This window comes from Vibrio sp. Y176 (assembly GCF_033438945.1).
In genome coordinates this window covers 1-841 of the sequence record NZ_JAWOQS010000281.1, presented here as the reverse complement: position 1 = coordinate 841, position 841 = coordinate 1, and the positions used below count along the sequence as shown (strand labels likewise).

Below are 841 nucleotides of genomic sequence, written 5' to 3'. Positions count from 1 at the left end.
CAACGACAGCCAATGGTGTGACGATGAACTTCCAATCTTGGTTTCGCTGCCGCGATAGTTGGACAAACTTCTAGCATGTGAGCGCCTAACACTTGCCCTTTTTCGCCGAAGTTGTAGGTATAGTCTTCCATAAAAGATGTACCGCCCGGTTTGCCTTGCCCCATGACTTTCATGATGTGCGTCATTGCTGCGGTTTTCCAATCACCCTCTCCGCCGTAACCAAAACCTTTAGCCATTAAGCGCTGTGTTGCTAGTCCTGGTAAATTTGTTAAGCCAGTTAGGTTTTCAAACGTGTTGGTGAAAGCGCCTGCTCCAACAGATTTGAGGAAAGATTCCATCCCAAGTTCTAAACGTGCCTCTTGCGTCATCAGCTTTTTCAAATCAGAGTCGTTGAATAAGTCTGGAGACATCTCATACACGGATGCGTATTCATCTAGCTGGTGATTTACATCCGCATCTGATATCGAGTTGACTACGTCACTGAGCTCACCAAGACCGTACGCATTCACTTCATATCCAAACTGGATTTGTGCAGAGACTTTGTTGCCTTCCGTGACCGCGACTTGGCGCATGTTGTCGCCAAAGCGGGCGACTTTCAGGTGCTGACCTGCATTCACACCAATAGCGGCGCGACACCAATCGTCGATATCTCTATGAACTTGCGGTTCTTGCCAGTGTCCGACTACGACTTTACGTTCACTATTCAGACGGGTGCCAATGAAGCCAAACTCTCGGCAACCGTGCGCACTTTGGTTGAGGTTCATGAAATTCATGTCTATTTCATCCCATGGTTGGGTCGCGTTGAACTGGGTGTGAAGGTGTAAAAATGGCTTATTTAGCT

The 841-nt window shown here is 47.8% G+C and carries 1 pseudogene; it reads right to left on the bottom strand.

Annotated elements, in window-relative coordinates:
* Nucleotides 1–841: pseudogene (locus R7O13_RS25570) on the bottom strand (L-arabinose isomerase); the annotation flags it as partial.